We start from the raw sequence: 20,188 nt of genomic DNA on the forward strand, positions 1-20,188 counted from the left end.
GGGGCGAGCCCGATCAGTCAGATAGTCAGGTTACGCACCGGAGGCTTCATTGATTGCACGTTGCTCCCGGCGGCGTTCGCGCAGCACGTGATGGCGTAGCCAGACCGTAGTGGCCAAGCCCAGCAGCCCCAGGCCGAAGGCAACCCAGAACGCCAGGTGAATGCCGGCGGCGATGGCGGCCGGTGAATCCGGGTTATCGAACAGGGCGGCGCGACCGCTTAGCACGGTGACCAACATAGCGGTGCCGATGGACGCTCCGACCATGCGCAGTGTGTTGTTCATAGCCGCCGCGTGAGCGATCAGAGGCACTGGCAACGAGTTTATGCCTGCTGTGATCAACGGCATCATCAATAAGGTGGCCCCCATCATTTGAGAGATTGAGGCGGCAACCAGCCAGGTCGGGTGACCGTTATCCGGCATGGTCGCGAGAATGAACATGCCGATACTGAGCAACGTGAAGCCGGCGATGGCCAGAACCTGAATGCCAAAGCGGTCGAACAGGCGCCCTGCCAGCGGCGAAATAATGCCCATCAGTACAGCACCGGGCAGCAGAATCAGACCGGCATCCAGCGCCGACATGCCCCGTACCGACTGCACATAGAGTGGAATCATGGTCTGTGTGCCAATGAGCAAGGTGAACACCAGCACCGATAAAAAGGTGGTTATGGTAAAGGTGTGAGACTGAAACACATTGAAGTCCAGCAGCGGCTGTTCAAGCCCCCGTTGCCGGTGAATAAAAGCCACCAGTGACACCGCGCCAACCAGCAAGCTCACCAGCACACTGGCGCTGTCCCAGCCGGCCGATCCGGCCATGCTGAACCCGAACAACAGTCCCCCCCAACCAAAGCTCGACAGCACAACGGACAACGAGTCGATGCGGCTGGCGCGCTGGCGGGTCACGTTTTTCATGAACATCAGCGTTGCCACTATTACCAGCAAGGCAATGGGCAAAATCAGCACGAACAGGTAGCGCCAGGAAAAGTGGTCGACCACCCAACCTGACAATGCCGGTCCTATTGCCGGGGCAAAGGCGATCACCAATCCCACCAGCCCCATGGCCGCCCCGCGTCTCTCAATCGGGAACATGATCATGATCAGCGTCTGGATCATTGGCATGATGATGCCAGCGGCAGCCCCCTGAATGATGCGGGCGATCAGCAGCACAGTGAAGGTCTGGGCGACGGCGCCAAGCAGGGTGCCCAGCGTGAAAATCACCAGTGCGGCAATGTACAGCGTTCGGCTGGAGTACTTATCCATCAGTGCGGCGGTGATGGGAATCAGCAGGCCACTGGCCATCATGAAGCCGGTGGTAAGCCACTGCGCCAGACTGGGGTTGGCATCAAAGTCTTGCATGATCGGTGGAATGGCAACCAGCATCAGCGTCTGGTTAAGCACAGAGACGAATGCGCCGGCGATCAGAATGACGACAATCAGCGTCCGGTTGTAGGCGGGTATGTCGTCGTTTTGTGTCTGGGTTGTGTGTGCGGTCATCGGGTGTCCATTCGGTTAACGGTTGCTGCAGGCTGCACGGGTGGCTCAGGAGGCGTTGCCGGCCGCGTTCAGGTTGCCGGCCAGTTGCTCAAGCACCGACAGACAGGTGTCGATGTCGGCCGGGTCAATGCCCTCGAAGATCTCTTCGCGCACGCTTTCCACTACGGCTTTGATGCGCTCCAGCGAGGGTTCGGCTCGTGGCGTCAGGTGAATCGTCTTGCAGCGTTTGTCGCCGTTGATTGAGCGTCGCTCGACCAGTTGTTCGTTTTCCAGCCAGTCCAGAGAGCGCACCAGGGTGGGCCCTTGAACGCCGAGCAGGTCGGCCAGTTCTTTCTGATGCATCGGGTGCTCGGCTTTGTGCAGAGTCAGCAACAGACGCCAGCGCGATTCTGTCAGGCCATGCGGTGACAGGCGCCGGTCTACTTCGGCCCGCCACAGTCGGGCAATTTGCCCGAGGCGGTAGCCCAGTCGTTCGCGGTTGTGTTTCAGTTCGGTCATCAGCGACAGCGGTTACAACATGAACTGCATAGGATACGCCCATTTAGATAGATAGCTACCTATCTAATGAAACGAAGCGTTACCGCACCGCTCTTCTTACCCGGTGTTGCACCCCGGCGGACGCCTTTATTTCAATTGTTTCAGCCTGCCCCGCCGGCCTGAAATATTTCATTAGTCTGGCTCCGTAGAGTGACTCGTTAAGGCATGGCCAATCCCTGGCTGGCCTGAACAGCTATCGCAATGGATCACTCACTCAATAACAACAAGAGGCAGTACAGATCATGAAGGCATCACTCAAAACTCTGACTCTGGCCATGGGCCTGAGCATCGCGTCCGGCGCGGCCATGGCCGACGACATTCTGATCGGCCTGATCACCAAGACCAACACCAACCCCTTTTTCGTTAAAATGAAAGAAGGCGCCGAGGCGCAAGCTGCCCAGCACGGCAATGTTGAATTGCGCTCCTTCGCCGGCCGATTCGACGGTGACAACGACTCCCAGGTTCAGGCCATCGAAAACCTGATCTCCGCCGGTGCCAAAGGCATTCTGATTACTCCGAACGATTCCGAAGCCATCGTGCCTGTGGTACAGCAAGCGCGTGACGCCGGCATTGTGGTGATTGCGCTGGACACACCGCTGACACCCGCCAACGCGGCCGACGCCACCTTCGCCACCGACAACTTCAAGGCCGGTGAACTGATCGGCCAGTGGGCACAGGCGAAAACCGGGAACCCGGACGATGCCCGCATTGCCCTGCTGGATTTGAACTCCTCTGAAATCTCCGTCGATGTGGCCCGCAACCAGGGCTTTTTGCAGGGCTTCGGGGTTGACCTGAACGATCCGCAAGACATCGGCGATGAGGAAGATGACCGCATCATCGGCAACGACGTGACCCAGGGCTCTGAGGAAGGCGGACGCCGCGCGATGGAAAACCTGATGCAGCGCGACCCGGGCGTCAACCTGGTCTACACCATCAACGAACCGGCCGCCGCCGGGGCTTATGAAGCCTTGAAAGCCGTGGGTCTGACCGACCAGGTGAACATCGTCTCGGTCGATGGCGGTTGCCCGGGCGTTGAAAACGTCGCCGCCGGTGTCATTGGCGCCACCTCCATGCAGTTTCCGCTGAAGATGGCCTCTTTGGGTGTCGACGCCATTGTCACCTACGCCGAAACCGGTGTGAAACCCGGCGCAACCCCGGGGCTCGGTTTCTTCAATACCGGCGTGACGTTGGTGACTGACCAGCCGGTAGAGGGCATCGAGTCAATCTCGTCCGAAGAAGCACTGGATCAGTGCTGGGGCTGATGCCTGCTGGCGCAGCATTCCACTAACTATCCGTGCGGGCCACGCCGTTGTAATGAGCGGCGTGGTCGCCGGGAGGCGTTATGACTGAACACACCACTCAAGGCTCCCAGCCACTCAACCAGCAGGCCGACCATGAACGGGTCACCGACTCGGTGGGAGGCTCCATTGCGATGCGCAGCGACGAGGTGCTGGACTGGCCACGCCGCATTCACCGCTTCTTCCACGCCAACCCAACCGCCGCACCGGCCATCGTGCTGATTGCCGCGGTACTGGCGTTTTCCCTGATCGCCGGGGAGCGTTTTCTAACGCCCTTTAACCTGTCGCTGGTGCTGCAACAGGTCACCATCATCGGTGCCCTGGGCGTGGGCCAGACGCTGATCATTATGACCATGGGCATCGACCTGAGCGTGGGTGCCATCATGGTATTGTCGAGCGTCGTCATGGGTCGGCTGGCGGTGGATTTCGGGTTGCCACCCTCGATGGCGTTACTGTTGGGCCTGTTTTGCGGCGCGGTCTGCGGGGCCATCAACGGCACGCTGGTTACAAAAATAAAGCTGCCGCCCTTTATCGTGACGCTGGGCACCTGGAACATCTTCTTCTCCCTGAACCTCTGGTACTCGAACAGCCAGACCATTCGTTCGCAAGACATCGAAGCCGTGGCGCCGCTGTTGCAGTGGGCCGGTAACTCCTTCTCGGTGTTCGGCGCGCGCATCACCTTTGGTTCGCTGATGATGATCGCCCTGGTCGGGCTGGTCTGGTACGCCCTGAACTGGACCGCCTGGGGCCGCCATGTCTACGCCACGGGCGACGACAAAGACGCCGCTGAACTGGCCGGCATTCGAACCCAGCGCGTGCTGATGTCGGTCTACATCGTCGCCGGTGTGATCTGTGGTCTGGCGGCCTGGCTGATGATTGGCCGCATCGGTTCGGTCAGCCCCCAGGTGGGCACCATGTCGAACCTCGACAGCATTACCGCCGTGGTGATTGGCGGTACGTCCCTGTTCGGCGGGCGCGGCTCGATCGTCGGTACGCTCATTGGCGCACTGGTCGTGGGTATTTTCCGCAACGGTCTGGCACTGGCCGGGGTCGATGTGCTCTGGCAGGAATTCACCGTCGGCCTGCTGATATTGGTGGCCGTGGGCATCGATCAATGGATACGGAGGGCTTCCGCATGAACCAGCCAACCCCGGTTTTACAGGCCAAGGGCCTGGTCAAACGCTTTGGTCGGGTGACCGCACTCGACGGTGCCGACTTCGAACTCTACCCCGGTGAAGTGCTGGCGGTGATTGGTGATAACGGCGCGGGCAAGTCGTCGCTGATCAAGGCACTCTCCGGCGCCCTGGTGCCGGATGCTGGCGAAATCCGCATGAACGGCGAGGTCGTTCAGTTCAAGAACCCGATGCACGCGCGCAGCCTGGGTATTGAAACCGTCTACCAGACGCTAGCCGTATCGCCAGCGCTGGGCATCGCCGATAACCTCTTTCTCGGCCGCGAGTTGCGCAAACCGGGCATACTCGGGTCGGTGTTCCGCATGCTCGATAAAGCAGAAATGCGTCGGCAGGCCACCGAGCAGTTGAGCCAACTGGGCCTGCTGACCATCCAGAACATCAACCAGGCCGTGGAAACACTCTCGGGTGGGCAACGCCAGGGGGTAGCGGTGGCACGATCGGCTGCCTTTGGCAGCCAGGTGGTGATTCTCGATGAGCCAACGGCTGCGCTGGGCGTGAAAGAATCGCGCCGGGTACTGAACCTGATTCGCGATGTGCGCGATCGGGGTTTGCCTGTGGTGCTGATCAGCCATAACATGCCGCATGTCTTTGAAGTGGCCGACCGCATTCACATTCACCGTCTGGGCAAGCGTGCCGCCGTGATCAAGCCGGATACCCACAGCATGTCGGACGCGGTGGCGATCATGACCGGTGCGGTCGAGGTTGATGCCGCCTGAACCCGACACGAGGAATCACACAATGAAACGCACGCTGGTCATGGTGTTGTGTCTGGGCAGTCTTTGGCTGGCGGGTCAGTCGGTGGTCAGAGCCGATACCGATACCCTCCGGGTAGGTGTCAGCCTGGCGGACCTGGGCAACCCGTTTTTCTACGCCCTGGCGCAGCACCTGCAAGATGCCGCCAACGACCAGTCGTCGCAGCCGGTGGAGATGACGGTTGTCTCCAGCGCTTACGATCTGCAGCGGCAACAGGCACAGATCCGGCGTTTCATCGACGACCGGGTGGATATCATTCTGCTCTCTGCGGCCGATTCCGTTGGCATTGAACCGGTAATCCATCAAGCGCGCCAGGCGGGCATTACCGTCACCGCGGTGGACATCGACGCCCAAGGCGCCGACCTCAGCGTCACCACGGACAACGTTCAGGCCGGCATGGTGGCTTGTCGGTATCTGGCTGAGCGAATGGGCGGGGCAGGGGACCTGGGCATCATCAATGGTGCCAGTGTTTCTTCAGTAACTGATAGAGTCGCTGGCTGTCGGGCGGCACTGCAGGAATACCCTGGTATTCGACTGGTCAGTGACCGCTTCAATGCCGGTGGCACTTTCGGTGGTGGCCTCGAAGCCATGACTTTTCTGTTAAGCCAGCACCCCAGCATCAACGGTGTCTTCGCCATCAACGACCCCAGTGCTTTGGGGGCCGCGGAAGCCGCAACGATGGCTGGCCGGGAAGATGTGCTGATCACCTCTGTCGACGGCTCCGACCAAGTGCTGGCGGCGCTGGCGGCCAATCATCCGAACTTGATTGGTACGGCTGCTCAATCCCCCGAAGAAATGGCACGGCGCGCCATTGAAGTGAGCCTGGCGCATCGGGCAAATCGGTTGCAGAGCCCGCGCAGCATCCGGATTCCAACGCATCTGATCACCCGGGAATCGTTGCCTGTAGAACCCTGACCCAGGGTCAGCGTTGTGGTCGCTGTTCCCAGGCAAGCTTCACGGTTTCGAGCTGTTCGTTGTCTTGCAGCAGGGAGAAGAAAGACTGTTTGGGCATTTCCAGTTCGCCGAGATGCGCCCGGTCCCAGTCGACCCAGGTCAGGCCTTTGCTGATCTGGTGCGCGTGGTGTACGCCTTCTTCGAAGCTGTAGCTGGTCATGCCATCCTCAGTAAGCTGAGTAATACCCCGCACTTCCAGCCGGCCCAGCGTCAACTGGTTGCCCGACTCCATGACCACGACAAAATCACCGGCCCGCATTTGCAACAGCGACCACAGTAACGACGGTACGCCACTGAGTGCACTGGCGGTTTCTGTCCAGCGTTTGTCACGCGCGTAGGCAAGATTGCCCCGCACCTGCACCAGGGTTTTGAACTGACGTTCCCAGCCGGGTTTGTCTTTCAGATACTTTTCCAGGGAGCCGATTTCGGCCCATCCCAGGGCGACGCATTGGCGGCGCTTGAGCTCGTCGTAACTGCAATGCACGCTAGAGGTGATTAACCACCAGAGATTCATAGGCGTGATCCTAGGGTTATTTTTTATTGTTCCCAGGCAAAAACAGCATAAATGCCTGCATGGGGAAACCATGCACCTAACTGCGATTTGATGCAATAACAACCTGAAAAGAGCCTGCCCATTGGTCGCAGACAGACACAAAAACGCCCGGCTAACCGGGCGTTAAGTCAAAGCCTTGGCGCAGACATCGCCTTAGGCGTTGGTCATGTCTTTCAGCTTTTTCAACGGACGCACTTTTACGGCGGTGCTGGCTGGCTTGGCAGCGATCATGATTTCTTCGCCGGTGAAAGGGTTCACACCCGGGCGTGCCTTGCGGGCCGGTTTTTTGACTGACTGAATTTTCATCAGGCCGGGCAATACGAATTCGCCGCAGGCGCGTTTTTTCAGGTGACGCTCCATCAGATCCGACAGTTCGTCGAGCACAGCCTGGACGTCTTTTTTGGTCAGTTCTGTGTTTTCGGCAATCTCGGTGACGATTTGAGTCTTGGTGTAACGTTCTTTGATGGCAGTGGCTTTTTTAACCATGAATGCATCCTGATTGGTTATCGGTAAAGGTGATGAATGACACAGGGTCATTGAAGCTGAGGCTCACCGAGCCCTTGGCTGGAGCAAGACTTTAGCGCATTGCGGGAGCATTGAATACGCCGAACCTGGCTGTTTTTACCGGTTTTTTGCCTGTTAATCGCATTTGAGGTGAAAAACCACAGTGAATTGTGAGGCGGGGTTGGGGTGGGCGGCCAACCCGGTCGCGATGTGATCAGTCCAACCCGGCTTGCGTGAAGCCGGTTGCGACCGGTGATCGGGACCGGGCTGGCCATAGTTCGACTGTCGGTGAGCGACGCCCGGTTGTCGAGGGTTTTTTGGCACAAAACGCTGCTACTTTAGTCGGATTGTTGACTTGTAAGGCTTCTTGCGGGAACGCCAGGTTACATTCCTCGACTGATTTTCAGGGCAATCACTGCTATTGTTGTAACCGTTTTCAGGTTGCGTTTAACCGGGAAGCAGGGAAGTCTGTAAGGCCCGAACACGATGTTTGGCAAGTGAACCTTGTTGGGCTGGAATGGAGCAATACTTGTTCAATGGAGAATCCGAACACTATGTGCGCAGTGTTAACCCGTGCGTTTTCCGTTGGGAACGGTGACGAGCCTGACTGTTCATGAAAGAGCCGTCACGCCCCATTACACAGGATGCCGAGCCCTTGTGGGAACATCAGGCGAGGATACATCCGGCCGAATTGCTGGTCGGGCATTTTGTGGCGCGTATGGATCGCGACTGGAGTGAATCGCCCTTTCTGATGCAGGGCGTGATGATTGAAACCCCCGAGAACAAAGCCTGGTTCGAACGCCATTGCGCCTGGGTGGTGGTCGACCTGAACCGCAGCCTGCGCAAGGTGCTTGCGCCCCGGCGCCCGCCGTCGATCAGCCCGGGCAAACCGCTGACGGCGTCGCTGAATGTCTCGGCCGCCGCCAGCAACGCCAAACACCCCATCAACCGGTTGCGTCATACCCGGGTCACCCAGCCGGCCATGAAAGCCGCTCTGCGCGGCTACGTAGGGCTCGATCAGCAAGCGCGCCGGTTAATTCACACCATCACCCGGGGCGGGCCGCTCGATCTGACGGGCGCGAAAAGTGCCGTCTCGGCCCTGGCCACCACGCTGGATAAAAACCTCTCGGCACTGGTTTGGCTGACGCGCATCAAACAGCAAGACAACTACACCGCCCAGCATTGCATTAACGTCGCTATTTTATCGATGGGCCTGGCCCGTGCCCTGGAATGGGAAGACAAAGACGTCGAACACGCAGGTCTTGCCGGCTTGCTGCACGACCTGGGTAAAATGCGGGTCGATCACGATATTCTGAACAAGCCCGGGCGACTCACGCCGGAAGAATTCGATCATCTGAAACGGCATTCGCAACTGGGCTACGACCTGCTTAGAACTGACAAAGACGTGCCCGCTGACGTGGCAGTCGCCGTGCTCGATCACCATGAACGGCCGGATGGCCGCGGCTACCCGAACGGTAAAAAAGCCGGCGAATACAGTGCCATGGCCGCCCTGGTTGCGGTGGTCGACGCCTACGATGCCATCACCTCGCACCGTGTTTACGATGCCGCCCGTTCCCACCACGAAGCCCTGAGCATTCTCTGGCAGCAACGCGAAACCCAGTTCGAAGGCACGGTGGTTGAAGCCTTTATTCAATTCATGGGCTGGGTCACCCCGGGCACTCTGGTGCGCATGACCGACGACTCCATTGCCGTGGTACTTCAGGCCCGCATGGGCCAGCGCCTGTTACCCGTGGTGCAGATTCTGATTCCCAACGACACCGGCTATCTGCTCGGGCCACGCATCGACCTGGCCAAACTGACCCCCGAAGATGACCAGGTGCCGCTGCGTATTTCTAAAGTGTTGCCGGATGGTGCTGAAGGTGTCGACCTGCAGAGTCTGTCGCTCAGCATGTTGTAGCTGGGGTTTCAAGTTTCGGAGTTCGAATGAGCCGCGTCGCCATGAGTCCGCAACGGATGGCAGGGCCGCCTCTGCGGGGGCGCTGTGAATACGTCCATGTAAGCTTAACTTCGGGATATGAATCCCATCCATGGGATTCACCCTTCGGGCTCGCTGCGCTCATGCTAAAACGCTCCTGGCGTTTTAGTCCATGCCTCAGATACCCCCGCAGAGGCGGCCCTACCACCCGTCGCTAATCGTATGCGAACCCCGAAACTTGAGCCGGGTGGTTTAATGAAGCACCTTGTCTTCAACGTACGGCTGCCAATGCACTGACTCCAGTCGCCGCCCGCGTAAAATCACCCAGCCCAGAAACCGCCGGTCTCCTACCGTACTGAATTCAAACTGATACATGCGCTGAAAGGCGATGATGCTCTCAGTCGATCGGGCGAGGCGCATGCGGCGCAGGTAAATGCTGTCGTCGAGCATTTGTACGCCTTCTTTTTTGGCCGCGCGGCGGGCATGGTGCAGGGCAATCTGGCGCAGGCCGAGGTGGTGCCAGATCCAGGCGCCGGCGATGATCACAAACAACAGGATCAGTAGGGATTTGCCGTCCACAGGGGTCTCTTCAAATGAGGGTGTGGGCGTCAGTATACGGCATCGGCAACGGGGTTGCTCAATTGGGGTTTAGCCGTTCAGGTGGCGGTAACGACGCTCGGGCCTGCCCACGGTGCCGTAATTCACCTCGGCACTGAGTTCGCCAGTGCTGACCATGAATTCCAGGTAACGTCGGGCCGTAGTGCGCGATGCGCCAATGCGCTGGCCAACGGCATCGGCACTCCAGTCGCCGGTTTCCACGACGTGGCGAATCTTGTCGAGCGTTAGTGCATCGATGCCCTTGGGTAACCGCACCGGTTCATCGACCGGATTTTCCGCGTGGCCCCTGGGCAAGAGTAAATCGACTTCCTTTTGCGCCACATTGTGCAGGCTATCGAGTGTATCCAGGTGGGCGCGAAAATGGTTCAGTGCCTCTTCCAGGCGTTCGTACACCAGGGGTTTCAGAATGTAGTCGAACACGCCGCCGTGCAGTGCGCTGCGTACCGTGTTTACCTCGCGCGCGGCGGTGATCAGAATAATGTCGGTGTGGCTGTTGCTGGCGCGCAGTTCGCGCAGCAGCGCCAGGCCATTGCCGTCCGGGAAGTGAACATCGAGCAAGACGAGGTCGGGCGTTAGCACATCGATCTGGTCGCGGGCATCCGCCAGGGTATGCGCAATGCCAACCAGTTCAATCGCGTCCATGCGCTCGATAAAGCGGCGCTGAATTTCGGCGACTTGACGGTCGTCTTCGGCAATCAACAGTCGGATCGTTCTCATTGCGCGGCTCCCGCCGGGTTAAGGGGTTGCTTGGGCAAATACAGTGTAAACCGGCTGCCGCCGGTTGCCAGATTTTCGACCGTGACCGACCCGCCCCAACGTTCAACAAACTGACGTACCAGGTACAGGCCAAAGCCGTGGCCGCTGTCCGGTTTGCTGGTGACGCCTTTTTCAAACATTCGCGCTTCCTCTTCCGTACTGATGCCCGGGCCCTGGTCTTCCACTTCAAAAATCAGGTCCAGGCCGAGATCCGTCATGCTCAGTTGCACCTGGCCGCCTTCGCCACGGTGACGGCGCGTAGCTTCGAGTGCGTTATCAATCAGGTTGCCGAGCACGCTGACCAGCTGGTCTCTTGGTAATTGGACGGGCACGTCGGCCATGTGGCTGTCCGGGTCGATCACCAGGGTCTGTCCCATTTCCCGGGCGCGGTTGTATTTGCCGAGAATGCAGCCGGCCAATACCGGATCGGGCACGGCATCGAGCAGCAAGTGAATCAGCGTTTGGTGGTCGTGCACTTCACTGCCGATTAACGCCATGGCCTGCTCGGTGGCGCCAATTTGAATCAGCCCGGCAATGGTGTGCAGCTTGTTCGAATATTCGTGGGTCTGGCTGCGCAGGGTATCGGCGTATTGCTGAATGCGAGTGAGCTGGCGGCTGATCTGATCGAGCTCGTCGCGCAGCCGGAAACTCGACACAACACCGATGATGTTGGCGCCCTGTTTTACCGGCAGCCGGTTTACGATCATGTGTCGGCCCTGCAGCCAGATTTCCTGGTCGAACTCCGGCTCGCCCCGTTCCAGCGCGGCCATTAAACCGCTGTCGGGCAGTACCTCGGCAATGGGCCGACCGGCCAGGGGTTTATCCGATTCCAGCCCCAGGCTATCGACCGCGGTGCGGTTAATGGTGGTGATAATGCCTTCCCGGTTCACCGCGATGATGCCCTCGCGCACCGACTGAAGCGTCGCGTCCCGCTCTTCAAACAGCCGGGCAATCTGCTCCGGCTCCAGGCCAAAAATGGCGCGTTTGAAGCGCCCGGCAATAATAATGGCCACCGCCACACTGCCGACCAGCATCACCGCCATGACCAGATACAACACGAGGTTATACCGGGCGATGGTCGAGCGTACCTGGTCCAGCGAATAACCGACCGAGACAATGCCAATGATGTCCTCGCCGACCATATCGTAAATGGGCGCCTTGCCACGCATCGACAGACCCAGGCTACCGAGCGCCTTGTTGACGTAGCCCTGGCCATCGATCAACGCGATGGAGCCGTCGTCGCCATCATCGTCTGCCATTGAGTAGCCTAGCCGTTCCGGGTTCGGGTGCGCCAGTCGAATGCTGTTGTGATCCCCAATCACGATGAACAGGGCATCGTTGGTGTTGGCCAGTTTCTGACTGAGTTGGTTCAGCGACTCGACATCGCGCGTCTGCACGCCGCGAATGATATCCGGTGTGGCGGCAATGGTTTTGGCCACGTTCAGGGCGCGCTGACCGATCTGTTCATCCAGCGAGGCGCTCAGGTAGTACCAGGCAAAGCCGCCGATGATGCCGGTTTGAATGGCACTGACCAGACCCAGCACCAGAATCATTCGGGTCTTGAGTTTCAGTCGTTTAAACACGAGAAGGGGTTCTGCCTGTGAGTGCGCATAGTCGCTTCCGGTGCGGCCGGAAACGGTGTTTTTTTATAGTCCCGCTAGCCTAACCGAGCTGACGCCTGATTTCGCGTGATCTTTATGAACAAAACGTCCTTTAAGTGCGTTAAAGGCATTACGACCACAATCTGGTCAATAAACACCCACGCGCCTAGCCTCTGCTTCGAACCGGCACAACACGCTCAGTGTGTCCGGGAATCACAGTAGAAATACAACAACAAAAGCAGAGGAAGACCATCATGAATTTCAAGCAATCCTTGTCTTTGCTGGCCGCTGCGGCGTTCAGCGTATCCGCTATGGCCTGGGAACCCAGTGGCCGAGTTGAATGCATTGCCCCGGCTGATCCGGGCGGCGGCTGGGACTTTACCTGCCGCAGCGTGGGTAACGTGCTGGAAGAGCTGGGTATGGTGACGGGTTCGGTACAGACCACCAACATGGCCGGTGCTGGCGGTGGCGTTGCCTTCGCACACACCATCAGTAAGCGTAACAGTGACGACAAACTCCTGGTCGCCGCTTCAACCGCAACCACCACCCGACTGGCCCAACAGCAATTCCCGGGCATGAACGCCGGCATGGTGAAATGGGTCGGCGCCCTGGGTGCTGATTACGGCATCATCGCCGTCAGTCAGGATTCCGACTATGAAAACCTGAACGACCTGATGGACGCGGTTAAAGCCGACCCACGCAGCGTCAAGTTCGCCGGTGGTAGCGCCAACGGTGGCTGGGACCACCTGAAAGTGCTGATTGCCGCCAAAGCAGCCGGTGCCGGTTCCTTGCCGAGCATTCCTTACCTGTCGTACAACAACGGCGGCGAAGCCATGACTCAGGTTATCGGTGGCCATGTCGATGCCTTCACTGGCGACATCTCTGAAGCCACGGGCTTTATCGACTCGGGTGACCTGCGCGTGTTGGCCGTGCTGGCTGAAGACCGCTTGCCGGGTAAGTTCAACAATATCCCGACCGCACGTGAACAGGGTATCGATGCTCTGGGCCCGAACTGGCGCGGTTTCTACATGCCGGCTGATGCCGACGACGAAGCCAAGGAATACTGGGTAAACGCCATCGATGAGCTGTATGCCAGCGATGAGTGGAAAGCGGTCATGGCCCGCAATGGCCTGATCCCCTTCCACCCGCCTGCGGATGAGTTCGAGGCCTTTGTTACCCAGCAAGTGGCTGATATTGAAACCCTGTCTCGTGAAATAGGGCTGCTGAGATGACCTCGTTTGGAGACCGCTTTCTGGGTCTCGCCCTGTTCGTCCTGGCCGTCTCGTACGGCTGGGTCGCACAGCAGTGGCCGCCGCCGTTTGGCGGCCACGAGGCCGTCGGCCCCGAGACCTTCCCGACTATTCTGGCCTTCATACTGGCCGGTTCGAGCCTGTACCTGATGTTCAAGCCCGACCCCGATGCACACTGGCCCATGGGCCGCACCGCCGCTGAACTGGTGGGCGCCATGGCCATACTGGTGTTGTACGCCTTCGTGCTGGAGACGCTGGGTTTTGTGATTGCCACAACCCTGGCCGTGGGCACCCTGTGCTGGCGCATGGGCGCGAAGCCGAGAGCCTCGTTCCTGGTCGGTGTGATCAGCGCGGTATCGGTGTTCCTGTTGTTCAACAACCTACTCGAATTGAGCCTGCCCGGTGGCTTGCTGGAGTTTGACTGATGGAAACCCTGCAATTCTTGATGGAAGGCTTCGCCGTTGCGCTGACACCCACCAACCTGATGTTGGCCTTGTGTGGCGCCTTCCTGGGCACCCTGATCGGCGCGCTGCCGGGCCTGGGCCCTGCCAATGGCGTTGCCATTCTCATTCCGCTGGCGTTCACCCTGGGGTTACCGCCAGAGTCCGCGATGATTCTGCTCACCTCGGTGTACGCCGGCGCCATGTACGGTGGCCGTATTTCATCGATTCTGCTCAACATTCCCGGCGACGAACCGGCGATGATGACGTGTCTCGACGGCTACCCCATGGCCAAAAACGGCAAGGCCGCTGAAGCCCTGGCCATTTCCGCCATTGCCTCCTTTATCGGTGGCTTAATCGGCACGCTGGGCCTGATTCTGCTAGCCCCGGTACTGGCCCGGTTTGCCCTAACCTTCGGCCCGGCGGAATACTTCGCCCTGTTCGTACTCGCCTTTGCCACCCTGGGCGGCATTACCGGCAAGAACCCGATGAAAACCGTGGTGGCCGCTACGCTCGGCATCATGATCTCGACCGTCGGCATCGACATTTCGACCGGTACTCAGCGCTACACCTTTGGCGTGCTGGAACTGTACGAGGGCATCGACTTTATTCTGGCCATTGTCGGCCTGTTCGCCATCTCCGAATTGCTGCTGTTCATTGAAGAACGTGCCGGCAAAGGCCGGGCGCTGATTCAGGTGGGCAAGCTGAAACTGAGCATGAAAGACATCTACAGCATTCTGCCGACGACCTTTCGCGGTGGCGTTTTGGGCTTTGTAGCGGGCGTATTGCCCGGCGCCGGTGCCTCTCTGGGCAGCTTCATCAGCTACACCCTAGAGAAGAAAGTACTGGGCAAAAAAGGCCGCTTTGGTGAAGGCGACATGCGCGGTGTCGCTGCCCCGGAAGCCGGGAACAACGGCGCCTCCTCCGGTGCGCTGGTGCCTATGTTGACCCTGGGCGTACCGGGCAGCGGCACCACGGCCGTACTGCTGGCGATGTTGATTTCCCTCAACATCACCCCCGGCCCGCTGATGTTCACCCAGAACGCCGACATTGTGTGGGGCGTGATTGCCGCTCTGCTGATTGGCAACCTGCTGCTGCTGGTGCTGAACATTCCGATGATTGGCGTGTTCGTGAAGGTACTTTCGGTTCCGCCGATGTACCTGCTGCCGATGGTGACGATGATAGCGTTCGTAGGCATCTACTCGATCAGCCACAGCACCTTCGACCTTTACTTCATGGTCGCCTTTGGGGTGGCGGGGTACATATTGCGCAAGCTAGAGATGCCGCTGGTGCCGATTATTCTGGGCATGTTGCTCGGCCCCGAAATGGAGAAAAACCTCGGCCACGCCATGATCATCTCCGATGGCAACTGGGGCATTCTGTGGGGTACACCGCTGGCGGTAGGCCTGTGGCTGGTAGCCGGGCTGGGGCTAATATTGCCTTACCTGATAGGCCCCATCCTGCGCCACCGTATGCGCAACGCCATTAAAGAAGACGCAGTAAGCGACTAAACACGATTGAGACGTGCTGGTAGAAGACCTTTTGGGCCGTTGGAGTAATCCGCGGCCTTTTTTTTGGGGTTTTACAACATCGGGAGAGCCTGCAAGGCAGCGTCAAAAACCCGGCTGGGCGCCCGATACAAAATATTACCACCTGACAGAACATTTCCCTTGTCAATGATAATCCTTCGCATTAGTATTCTGTTAACGATACACAACAGGCACAGAGCAAACCGATATGTACGTATGCTTATGCAAAGGCGTGACCGACAGAGACATCGAAGAACAAGCGATTCAGGGCGCTGACTACAGCGACGTGCGTCGTGAGTTGGGTGTAGCGACCGATTGCGGCGCCTGCGGCCAGCTGTGCAAATCTCTGTTGCGTCAATACGAAGCCGACGCCGTGGCCAACGTAGAATTCAGCGCAGCCTAGGCAGGCTGCGTTACCGCCTTTCTGTTAAAACCCTTCCCTCGCGTTACAAAATTACGAAAAATACCACTGAGAAGAAGTGCAGTACGCTGCCGGCCAGCACGAACAGATGCCAGATAGCGTGGTTGAACGGCCAACTCTTACGCATGTAGAACACCACACCCAGGGTGTAAGACAAACCGCCCGCCACCAGCAGCCACAACCCGGTGGTCGGCAACGCCTCCAGCAGCGGTTTCATCGCCAGCACCACCGACCAGCCCATCACCAGATACAGCGCCACCATCAGCCCGTGAAAACGGCGCAGCTGAGTCAGATGCACCACCGTACCAAACAGCGTTAACCCCCAAACAATGGCAAACAACGTCCAGCCCCAGGGCCCCCGCAGGGTAACCAGGGTGAACGGCGTATAAGTACCGGCAATGAGGTACAGAATGGCGATGTGATCGAGCCGCTGCATGATGCTGCGAATGCGCGGGCTCTGAATGGCGTGGTAGAGCGTAGAGGCGCTGTACAGCATGATCAGCGTAGCGCCGAATATGGCCGTGCTGACAATGTGCCAGGCATCACCATGCAGGGCCGACAACACCACCATGACGACCAGGCCCGCTATAGAGAGCATGGCACCGAGGCCGTGAGTGAGGCTGTTGGCCCATTCTTCAAGTTTGGTATATCGGGGTAGTTCCATCGAACTGGACACGTTTGGTTTCCTGAGAAAAGCAATGCAGTGAGTATAGATGTTATGGCAAAAATGATGAGGCCGAACCATGACTCTGCAATGACAAAGCCAGCATTAAGGCGGGCGGGGCAATAATACTCCCCTGGGGCGAGCACCTGTGTCGGCCCATCATAAACCGGGCAGTTGCCGAAAGGTGGGAAAAGGGTTTATTAACCGTCCCCGGGCTGCAACAATAGCCAAAATGTAATAAAACAACATAACCCCTCCCGGCCCGTTTTTCCCCAAAACCCGGGAGCCCAACCCCCGAGACCGCAGCACTATGAAGCCCATTCTCTGTTTTGGTGAATTACTGATCGATTTTCTGAACTTCAACACCGCACACGAAGGCGGCTTCGCCCTGCCAGAGTTCCGTCAATACCCAGGTGGCGCCCCGGCAAACGTAGCCGCCGCCGTAGGTCGGTTGGGTGCCTCTGCCCGCTTTGTCGGCCAGGTAGGCGACGACCGCTTCGGCCAGTTCCTGACGAACGCCATGAAACAGCTGAACGTAGACATGAGCTACCTGGGCGTACACCCAACCGCCCACACCCCCCTGGCCTATGTATTCCTGGATGACAGCGGCGAACGCAGCTTCGAATTCCTGCGTCACAACTCCGCCGACGTAGTGATGACCCCTTCCGACTTGCCCAACGCGGCATTCGATGGCGCAGGCACCTTTCACTTCTGCTCCAACACCCTAACCGACGAATACATAGCAGAAACCACCCAGGCCGCCATTACCAAAGCCCGCGCCCAAAACGCCGTGATCAGCTTCGACGTAAACCTGCGCCACAACCTCTGGCCCAACCGCCAGGTAGACCCGGCTATGATCCAGCGCTTCCTGCGCATGGCCGACATCATTAAGGTATCCCGTGAAGAGGCGGACTGGATTGAAGCCAATGGCTTTACCGTAAGCGACTGGCTGGCAACCGCCCGGGCTGTATTTGTTACCGACGGCGCGGAAGCGATTGAAATTCTAACCCCCAAAGGCCAATTCAGAGTGAACCCGCCCAAGGTGAAAGCCGTGGATACCACCGCGGGTGGCGATGCCTTCACCGGTGGCTTACTGCTGGCGCTGAATGGACGTGACCTGGAAGCGTTTAAAGAGAGTGACTGGGAAGCGGCGACGAGCTTTGCAGCAGCGTGTGGTGCAGTGGCCGTAAGCCGGCCCGGGGCGTTGCCTGCTTTGCCGGAGTGGGCTGACGTGCAAGAGGCCTGGCCGTTTGGAGAAGCACCGGTGTAAGGCGGGGGTCATTCATCCCCAACACCGCCTTGGGCCATTTGAATGGCCTTGGGGGGCGCGAACGACACCGTTGAAACATAAAAACTTGCCAACTTCGCACCACGGTGCCATGGTAAACAAACAATTTATTTCTGCCTTGGTGTGCCCTGTAACCGGCCGGGCGGTAGCGAATCTAATCGACGTCCACTGGGCTCACCATACCTCTCTCATGTAAGCCCACAACGTGGGTATAGATCTGAGTCGTCTCTAACGAAGAATGCCCCAGAATTTCCTGAATATTGCGTAAATCGGTGCCCTGTCGTAATAGCTCAGTCGCGAGCGGCTTCCATAACTCTGAGGCCACTGCCGTACATCAATTACGCGATCAGGCGGTGCAGCCCGGAAAGATGAGCAATGACCCGTTTAGCTTCGTCCTGTGATAAAACCGTAGGAAGTTTTCTGGGTTTATTAGCCTGCTGAAAGTCCAGTTCGCCGATTTCCTGCTTCAAAAATTCCCTGAAGAGAAAAACCAGGGCGTTCAAAGCCGTGCGTTGTGTATTGATCGCTGTAAAGCGCTCTATAGCCAGATGGCTTAAGAAAGGCTCTATATCACTGGGTTGCATTTCATCGGGGCTGGTATACCCGTGAAATTTGATGAACCGTTTTATCCACAGGCAATAGGTTTTCTCCGTTCTGTAGGCCAAACCGCGAGAGCGTATGAACACTGTCAACCTGTCCAAGAAGCGAGTTGATGTTGAACAAACAGGTTTGGGGACATCCATGGCTAGGGAGCCTCTGAACAACTCCCCCAGGGCTCTGCGCGAGCTAAAACGTTCTGGCACAAGGCGCACTTCGCAGCGCAATGGCCGTAGCCCTTGTCAAGAAGTGCAACGCCGGGGCAGGACGTTTTAGCCGCGCCCTTCGGGGCTTTCCGAGGAACGCTGCCACTGCGTTGGACTCATTTGAAAGGTCTAGACATTCCTGCATAAGTCCGCCTTGTGGCAACGTCCCTCGGATAAGCCAGAGCCCCGGGGGAGTTATTCAGAGGCTCCCTAGTTTCCTTTTCACTAAATAGCTGTATAAACATACAGTTATCGGCCATCAATGTTTGAGCATTTGATCACATAACAAGCCTAAGTCGCGACGCTGATATCTGGATATGCCGGGGATATGCGTCGTCTGAGACGCTGATATAGGAAATAGTCGTCTGAAGCGACGGTTTTGTCAGATTTGATATGCGCTTTGAGACGAGCTGAATTATTACGCCTAGCCCATTGTTGCTGGGTCTTAGCGGTATGGTGTGGTAGGTTTCAAACTTAATTTATCGAAATCAGCGTCGGAAACGACGATGAATAAACTGTTAATGCTATGAAATACACCAAGGCAGATCTCGCAAGAATCCAGATAGATAGAGCTGTTGAGCTGTATCTAAAGCATGGTGACTTAGTATGCGCTTCTACACTCGCAGGCGCTGCAGAAGAAATGCTCGGAAACATAGCCAAAGCGCAGGGTGGAGAATCACTACTTGGGATGATGCATCGCGAGCTTGAGGATGAGTTCGAAAAATTCAACGATTTGTCTACAGCAGTGAATTGGTTTCGCAATGAATTGAAACATAGCCGAGATAACCCGAGCTTACAGGCTGAAGTTCAGTTCACTGAAGCGGATTGTGCCTTGTTGCTGTACAGGGCCATCGTGATGTTTCCGAAGGTCGCGAACCAAACGACCCCGGCTATGCGGCAGTGCTGGAAGTACCTTCGAGAAAATCATCAGCGTTTGTTCGGATGACGGGACAAGCATTAACAAGCCGCGTAAGTCGGACGCCACTGTCGTGGCGCCGCTTCGCTCAGCGTTAGGTGCAATCAGAACATGAGCAAAATTCTGAAATGCCCGAAATGTTCAAGCGAACTTGGCGCTTCTGGAGGGCAATACTGCTGCTGGAATTCCAGTTGTGATTTCCGTTCCTATCGGCCATGGATAGATCCCCCTCAACGACGCGGCGAATTTGAGATCTCGAAAGAACTCGAGAAAATTATCGGTGAGTGTCTGCATGCTGCTTCTGATGGCCCTTTCTTCGTAGACAGCAACGCCAGAGATAATCCGTATTGGGAATACCATACTTTGCTGGGGTTCACGCGAGAAGAAGTGCAACGTATATCCTGCCAGTGGCCCAACGTGGATATATCAGACGAGCACATTTCTGAGCTGATAGGGAATTGTTTCGCAAACTTGATCGGCTATCCGCACAGGTGCGAAAAATACTGGGCAGATTATTTTTCGGTGAATCTAGAGCAACTGATGGGTCATGCGAACTCATGGAAGAATTTAGATGATGGACAAAGCACCTAACCATGCCAGCCACGGCGACGCCTACTACATTGCGGCTTCGCCTCCATTTCGTAGCCGCGCGTGCTGAGCGGCGTTAAGCACCAAGGAGTAAT

At 57.7% G+C, this 20,188-nt stretch carries 22 protein-coding genes; 12 read left to right on the forward strand and 10 right to left on the reverse strand.

All coding sequences use genetic code 11. The features are described from left to right. Nucleotides 1–30: 30 nt before the first annotated feature. Both ACHUE7_RS16245 and ACHUE7_RS16250 read right to left on the reverse strand, forming a co-directional pair. A complete protein-coding gene (locus ACHUE7_RS16245) occupies nt 31–1,491 on the reverse strand; it encodes a DHA2 family efflux MFS transporter permease subunit (protein ID WP_394170923.1) in 1,461 nt (486 codons plus the stop codon). 45 nt (nt 1,492–1,536) lie between these two features. After that, complete coding sequence (locus ACHUE7_RS16250) at nt 1,537–1,989, reverse strand: MarR family transcriptional regulator (protein WP_394170924.1); 453 nt, start codon at nt 1,987–1,989, stop codon at nt 1,537–1,539. A gap of 281 nt (nt 1,990–2,270) precedes the next feature. On the opposite strand from ACHUE7_RS16250, the gene ACHUE7_RS16255 reads away from it, so the two are divergent. The 4 genes from ACHUE7_RS16255 to ACHUE7_RS16270 all read left to right on the forward strand — a co-directional run bounded on the left by ACHUE7_RS16255 (nt 2,271) and on the right by ACHUE7_RS16270 (nt 6,187). Further along, nucleotides 2,271–3,290, forward strand: a complete 1,020-nt coding sequence (locus ACHUE7_RS16255; RefSeq protein ID WP_394170925.1) for a sugar ABC transporter substrate-binding protein — start codon at nt 2,271–2,273, stop codon at nt 3,288–3,290. 80 nt (nt 3,291–3,370) lie between these two features. Then, nucleotides 3,371–4,465 carry an ABC transporter permease gene (locus ACHUE7_RS16260; protein WP_394170926.1) on the forward strand — a complete coding sequence of 365 codons (1,095 nt, stop codon included), beginning with the start codon at nt 3,371–3,373 and terminating at the stop codon, nt 4,463–4,465. After that, nucleotides 4,462–5,235, forward strand: coding sequence for an ATP-binding cassette domain-containing protein (locus tag ACHUE7_RS16265; RefSeq protein ID WP_348474308.1), 774 nt, complete (start codon nt 4,462–4,464; stop codon nt 5,233–5,235). The genes ACHUE7_RS16260 and ACHUE7_RS16265 overlap by 4 nt, the downstream gene beginning before the upstream one ends. A 22-nt stretch (nt 5,236–5,257) precedes the next feature. Then, nucleotides 5,258–6,187 (forward strand): substrate-binding domain-containing protein, encoded by a 930-nt coding sequence (locus tag ACHUE7_RS16270; protein WP_394170927.1) that lies wholly within the window; start codon nt 5,258–5,260, stop codon nt 6,185–6,187. A 7-nt stretch (nt 6,188–6,194) separates the two neighbouring features. On the opposite strand, the gene ACHUE7_RS16275 is transcribed toward ACHUE7_RS16270, so the two are convergent. After that, entirely contained in the window at nt 6,195–6,740 is a 546-nt protein-coding gene (locus tag ACHUE7_RS16275) for a hypothetical protein (protein ID WP_394170928.1), read from the reverse strand. Nucleotides 6,741–6,932: 192 nt separating this feature from the next. Beyond that, nucleotides 6,933–7,265 carry an HU family DNA-binding protein gene (locus ACHUE7_RS16280; protein WP_213678812.1) on the reverse strand — a complete coding sequence of 111 codons (333 nt, stop codon included), beginning with the start codon at nt 7,263–7,265 and terminating at the stop codon, nt 6,933–6,935. A 631-nt stretch (nt 7,266–7,896) separates the two neighbouring features. Here ACHUE7_RS16280 and ACHUE7_RS16285 point away from each other — a divergent pair. Then, the gene (locus ACHUE7_RS16285) at nt 7,897–9,201 is read left to right on the forward strand and encodes an HD-GYP domain-containing protein (protein WP_394170929.1); all 1,305 of its coding nucleotides are present in this window, start codon (nt 7,897–7,899) and stop codon (nt 9,199–9,201) included. A 270-nt stretch (nt 9,202–9,471) separates the two neighbouring features. On the opposite strand, the gene ACHUE7_RS16290 is transcribed toward ACHUE7_RS16285, so the two are convergent. The 3 genes from ACHUE7_RS16290 to ACHUE7_RS16300 form a co-directional block, all read right to left on the reverse strand. Then, the gene (locus ACHUE7_RS16290; RefSeq protein ID WP_394170930.1) at nt 9,472–9,798 is read right to left on the reverse strand and encodes a DUF3301 domain-containing protein; all 327 of its coding nucleotides are present in this window, start codon (nt 9,796–9,798) and stop codon (nt 9,472–9,474) included. Between the two features lie 69 nt (nt 9,799–9,867). Further along, nucleotides 9,868–10,554: a response regulator gene (locus tag ACHUE7_RS16295; protein WP_394170931.1), complete on the reverse strand. Its 687-nt coding sequence runs from the start codon at nt 10,552–10,554 to the stop codon at nt 9,868–9,870. Then, complete coding sequence (locus tag ACHUE7_RS16300; RefSeq protein WP_394170932.1) at nt 10,551–12,176, reverse strand: ATP-binding protein; 1,626 nt, start codon at nt 12,174–12,176, stop codon at nt 10,551–10,553. Before ACHUE7_RS16300 ends, ACHUE7_RS16295 begins: the two co-directional genes overlap by 4 nt. A gap of 272 nt (nt 12,177–12,448) precedes the next feature. On the opposite strand from ACHUE7_RS16300, the gene ACHUE7_RS16305 reads away from it, so the two are divergent. From ACHUE7_RS16305 to ACHUE7_RS16320, 4 genes are all read left to right on the forward strand, one after another. Further along, a complete protein-coding gene (locus ACHUE7_RS16305) occupies nt 12,449–13,426 on the forward strand; it encodes a Bug family tripartite tricarboxylate transporter substrate binding protein (protein WP_394170933.1) in 978 nt (325 codons plus the stop codon). After that, a complete protein-coding gene (locus tag ACHUE7_RS16310) occupies nt 13,423–13,869 on the forward strand; it encodes a tripartite tricarboxylate transporter TctB family protein (RefSeq protein ID WP_394170934.1) in 447 nt (148 codons plus the stop codon). Before ACHUE7_RS16305 ends, ACHUE7_RS16310 begins: the two co-directional genes overlap by 4 nt. Next, nucleotides 13,869–15,395, forward strand: coding sequence for a tripartite tricarboxylate transporter permease (locus ACHUE7_RS16315; protein ID WP_394170935.1), 1,527 nt, complete (start codon nt 13,869–13,871; stop codon nt 15,393–15,395). The genes ACHUE7_RS16310 and ACHUE7_RS16315 overlap by 1 nt, the downstream gene beginning before the upstream one ends. Nucleotides 15,396–15,621: 226 nt before the next feature. Further along, nucleotides 15,622–15,816 carry a (2Fe-2S)-binding protein gene (locus ACHUE7_RS16320; protein WP_348474299.1) on the forward strand — a complete coding sequence of 65 codons (195 nt, stop codon included), beginning with the start codon at nt 15,622–15,624 and terminating at the stop codon, nt 15,814–15,816. A 43-nt stretch (nt 15,817–15,859) separates the two neighbouring features. Here ACHUE7_RS16320 and trhA read toward each other — a convergent pair whose 3' ends face one another. After that, on the reverse strand, nt 15,860–16,510 hold the full coding sequence (gene trhA / locus ACHUE7_RS16325; protein WP_394170936.1) for a PAQR family membrane homeostasis protein TrhA: 651 nt from the start codon (nt 16,508–16,510) through the stop codon (nt 15,860–15,862). A 298-nt stretch (nt 16,511–16,808) separates the two neighbouring features. On the opposite strand from trhA, the gene ACHUE7_RS16330 reads away from it, so the two are divergent. Continuing rightward, nucleotides 16,809–17,768 carry a carbohydrate kinase family protein gene (locus ACHUE7_RS16330; protein ID WP_394170937.1) on the forward strand — a complete coding sequence of 320 codons (960 nt, stop codon included), beginning with the start codon at nt 16,809–16,811 and terminating at the stop codon, nt 17,766–17,768. 172 nt (nt 17,769–17,940) lie between these two features. Here the strand turns inward: ACHUE7_RS16330 and ACHUE7_RS16335 are convergent, their stop codons facing one another. Together ACHUE7_RS16335 and ACHUE7_RS16340 are read right to left on the reverse strand one after the other, a co-directional pair. Then, complete coding sequence (locus ACHUE7_RS16335; protein WP_394170938.1) at nt 17,941–18,111, reverse strand: tyrosine-type recombinase/integrase; 171 nt, start codon at nt 18,109–18,111, stop codon at nt 17,941–17,943. 13 nt (nt 18,112–18,124) lie between these two features. After that, entirely contained in the window at nt 18,125–18,529 is a 405-nt protein-coding gene (locus tag ACHUE7_RS16340; RefSeq protein ID WP_394170939.1) for a site-specific integrase, read from the reverse strand. Between the two features lie 586 nt (nt 18,530–19,115). On the opposite strand from ACHUE7_RS16340, the gene ACHUE7_RS16345 reads away from it, so the two are divergent. Both ACHUE7_RS16345 and ACHUE7_RS16350 read left to right on the forward strand, forming a co-directional pair. Then, the gene (locus ACHUE7_RS16345) at nt 19,116–19,535 is read left to right on the forward strand and encodes a hypothetical protein (protein ID WP_394170940.1); all 420 of its coding nucleotides are present in this window, start codon (nt 19,116–19,118) and stop codon (nt 19,533–19,535) included. Between the two features lie 81 nt (nt 19,536–19,616). Continuing rightward, entirely contained in the window at nt 19,617–20,096 is a 480-nt protein-coding gene (locus ACHUE7_RS16350; protein ID WP_394170941.1) for a hypothetical protein, read from the forward strand. Nucleotides 20,097–20,188: the final 92 nt, after the last annotated feature.

The sequence above is a fragment of the Saccharospirillum alexandrii genome (assembly GCF_043641555.1).
In the GTDB taxonomy this organism is placed as follows: domain Bacteria; phylum Pseudomonadota; class Gammaproteobacteria; order Pseudomonadales; family Natronospirillaceae; genus Saccharospirillum; species Saccharospirillum alexandrii_A.